This window comes from Candidatus Cryosericum odellii, assembly GCF_003570935.1.
GTDB lineage: Bacteria > Caldisericota > Caldisericia > Cryosericales > Cryosericaceae > Cryosericum > Cryosericum odellii.
This window is the reverse complement of sequence record NZ_QXIU01000158.1, coordinates 1-3,087: the sequence shown is the minus strand read 5'-3', so window position 1 is coordinate 3,087 and position 3,087 is coordinate 1. Positions and strand designations below refer to the sequence as shown.

The 3,087-nt window shown below is 57.9% G+C and carries 5 protein-coding genes; 1 reads left to right on the top strand and 4 read right to left on the bottom strand.

From position 1 onward, the window contains the following. Positions 1–192: 192 nt before the first annotated feature. Positions 193–723 carry a DUF5698 domain-containing protein gene (locus SMC5_RS06675; RefSeq protein WP_119120086.1) on the bottom strand — a complete coding sequence of 177 codons (531 nt, stop codon included), beginning with the start codon at positions 721–723 and terminating at the stop codon, positions 193–195. 180 nt (positions 724–903) lie between these two features. On the opposite strand from SMC5_RS06675, the gene SMC5_RS06670 reads away from it, so the two are divergent. Next, complete coding sequence (locus SMC5_RS06670) at positions 904–1,788, top strand: addiction module toxin RelE (protein WP_119120085.1); 885 nt, start codon at positions 904–906, stop codon at positions 1,786–1,788. Between the two features lie 131 nt (positions 1,789–1,919). Here the strand turns inward: SMC5_RS06670 and SMC5_RS06665 are convergent, their stop codons facing one another. The 3 genes from SMC5_RS06665 to SMC5_RS10725 form a co-directional block, all read right to left on the bottom strand. After that, positions 1,920–2,333, bottom strand: coding sequence for a PspC domain-containing protein (locus SMC5_RS06665; protein WP_243622548.1), 414 nt, complete (start codon positions 2,331–2,333; stop codon positions 1,920–1,922). Further along, positions 2,330–2,860 (bottom strand): hypothetical protein, encoded by a 531-nt coding sequence (locus tag SMC5_RS06660; protein WP_119120084.1) that lies wholly within the window; start codon positions 2,858–2,860, stop codon positions 2,330–2,332. The genes SMC5_RS06665 and SMC5_RS06660 overlap by 4 nt, the downstream gene beginning before the upstream one ends. Next, positions 2,857–3,087: hypothetical protein (locus SMC5_RS10725; protein WP_165849002.1), on the bottom strand; the 231-nt coding region annotated here is incomplete at its 5' end. The genes SMC5_RS06660 and SMC5_RS10725, both read right to left, overlap by 4 nt.

Sequence of the window (3,087 nt, the reverse complement as noted above, 5' to 3'; positions counted from 1 at the left end):
AGAGACGATCCGGAGCGAAACAGAGCTTCGGCGAGCACAGCCGGCGAGAGAGAAAATAACAAGCAGCAGAGCGAGGCCGAGCGCCAACCCCCGAGCACTTTGGTTCAAGGCCCCCGAGCACTTTTTTCCCATGCAAGGGGCGCTTCTAAGGTGCGCTTCTGCCCTGTGAAAGGTAGTCCTTTTCATCATGATTCAACCTCTCGGAATTCGAGTCACATGCCCTCCCATCGTCGTTCGCGTGTCGAGCACGGACACGAAAGCGTCCGGGGCCAGCTCGGCAAGCGAGGCATTGAGAAGTGCTATGTTCTTGCGCATTGTGGTCGTCAGAATAATCATACGGTTACTGTCCATGCCCGACCCTGAGATCGTCGTGATGCCAAAACCCCGGTCACGCAGATGATACGCCAGTCGATACGGGTTCTCGTTGGGAATGATCAGCCAGGTCTGATTGCCGATAGCCAGCTTCTGTTCCAGCCAGATACCAAACAGCGCTCCCAGTGAATAGCCAATGGCATAGCCGAGCATCTTGTAGATAGTCATACTGCTCAGAACCCGAGCGAGGCTAACTAGATAGACGTTCACCTCGAGAAACCCAAAGATGAACGTGTACAGGCGGCGTCCCCTGACCAGGAAGTTTGTGAAGAGAGTCGAAAGAGCCACGTCTACGAACTTCATGATGAACACGATCAGGACTGACTCGGCTACCACCCAAAACTGCGCCACGCGAAACCTCCCGTTCCTATACTGCCGAGTTCAAGTATAGTGCCCGCTGACCGCCGCACAAGCTGAAGTACGCGAAGGTCGGCGCGTGGGAGTCGGATATTGAAATGTTGCGCTGCTGTGGATAACATGTGAACAGTGTGGATAGAATTGTCATCCACGCCTCTCGGCAAAGGAGAGTTTGTGGCTCGACCGTTGCGCATTGAGTTTCCAGGTGCTGTCTATCTGATTTCCGACGTTGCTCGTGCTGGTCGATCCATCATGCAGAGCGACGACGCTCGCTTGCAGTTCCTCGCTGACCTCACGACGGTGGCGACGGACCTGGACTGGCGTATCTATGCGTGGTGCATGTTACCGGACCACTACAGCTTGGTCGTGGAGACACCCCATGGAAATCTCAGCACAGGCATGCGTCGGTTCATCAGCAGTTACACGCGACACGTGAACCGCCGGAACAAACGCTCGGGGCGAGTCTTCCGCGGAGCCTATCGGGCCATCCTCCTGGAACCCGACGTGTGGCTCATGCCGGTCTGCCGCCATGTCGTCCTCCAGCCCGTGGCGTCCGCTGTGGTCGTCACCCCCGAGGAATGGCCCTGGAGCAGTTACCAGGCGACGGTCATGAGCACCCACGTACGGAGTGCCCCGCTTGCCGCCGAGTCTCTACTGTCACATTTCGGCCAAACACAGGAAGAAGCTGTCGCCGCTTATGCCGATTACGTTCGGGCGGGCATCGGCCAGCCGACCCCTCTCGCGCACGTGATGCCGCCGGGCATTCTGGGAACACAGACGTTCGTCCAGGTGGTCACTGAGCACCTGGTGAGCAGGGCGTCTGAACCCTCAGTCGCCGCAATACTTCTGATGCTGGCACGGCCATCCCTGACACAAATCTTCGGGCCCGATGTCAGACGTGAACGCTCACAGCTCCCATTGCGCGTCGCATCAGCTGTCCATCTTGGTTACTCGCTCGTACAGATCGGTGACCACCTGGGCGTCCACTATACGACGGTCAGCCGGTACCTCCGCGCAGCTCCGGGCGGGCGGAAAGAGGTGCCTCCTCCAGTCCACTGAACGACCCTCCCAGACAGCATGAAAACAAGTCCCCGACAGTCTATATAGACTGTCGGGGACTTGTCATCCGAGCAAAACTTCCAGGACTATTTCCACATTATCCACAGATATGTTATGTTTTCGTACCTGATCTACTGGGTGGGGTTAAGCGGGATCACGAGCCAGCAGATAAGATAGACCAGGATTCCCGTCCCCCATGCCATCCCCAGCAACGCCCAAGCGATGCGCACAATGGTCGGGTCGATGTCGAAGTACTCCGCCACGCCGCCCGCCACGCCGCCGATCACCTGGTTCCTGCGTGAGCGGTACAGCCTCCTGGAGGAATCATAGCCGACCCCCGACGAGACAGAACGCTCAGCCTGTGGATGTTGCCATTGGTCCTGGATGGGTCCCTGCTCGCCGGATGCAGCGCTGGGCTGCGCTGGTGCACAGGTGCCGCACATGATCTTGCCATCCACCATCACTACTTCCTCACGGGCCAGCGCCTTCCCGCACTTTGTGCAGACGCCGACTGCTTCTTCATCTGGTCTGTCAAAACTCTTCATTTCCTGATACCTCCCTTGATAAGAACGACCAGTCCGAGCACAAGGAACAGGCCCCCGACTGCCGATTTCCGAATGATGTCGACCACCTGAGCTGAGAAGAGGTCCAGCCCCGAAAGAAACGCAATAGAGCCCGCGGCGACAGCCACGACCCCCCATATCAGCCCGTTTCTCGAAGTCTTGCTTTCAATCGAGTCAAACAGCGTAGACAACAGGATGGAGAGTCCCGCCGAAATCACGGCGGCTCCGACGAAGGTCGTCAGACTGAACCGGATGACCGCCAGGACCTGCAGGAGGACGATGATCCCGACGAAACCAAGCATGGCGCTCCAGAACACCGTTTCACGCGCATCCCGCTGAAAGCCCGTCGCGACGCCGTAGATGCCCAGCAGGACTACAAACGCCGCCAGGGGAACGAGGATGCCAAAATGGTATCCCGTCTGGGGAAACGCCTGGAGCAGGAAGTGGACGCCGAAGATGATGAGCAGAGTGCTCAGGGCCACCCGCCGATCAATGTTGTTGCTGTTCATTGCTGTACCTCCACAAGTTGAATTTGTCCAATTGCATTGTCGATATGCACGACGAGCCGCCGATCAGCTCCACTGGCTGCCGAGGCGTTGAGAAATGACTTACTGCCCTCGGCCACAAATCCCGACGACAGGACCTTGCCCAGGACACTTCCGATGGAAAGCTGTGCTCCCGGTTTGCCGGGGATACGTAGCGTACCGTTCCCCACAGCTGTGTGCAGTGAAACGTC

Bases quoted from the DNA above. Each gene is read 5' to 3' on its own strand.
- SMC5_RS06660 (WP_119120084.1), bottom strand. From the start codon at position 2,860: ATGAACAGCAACAACATTGATCGGCGGGTGGCCCTGAGCACTCTGCTC.
- SMC5_RS06665 (WP_243622548.1), bottom strand. From the start codon at position 2,333: ATGAAGAGTTTTGACAGACCAGATGAAGAAGCAGTCGGCGTCTGCACA.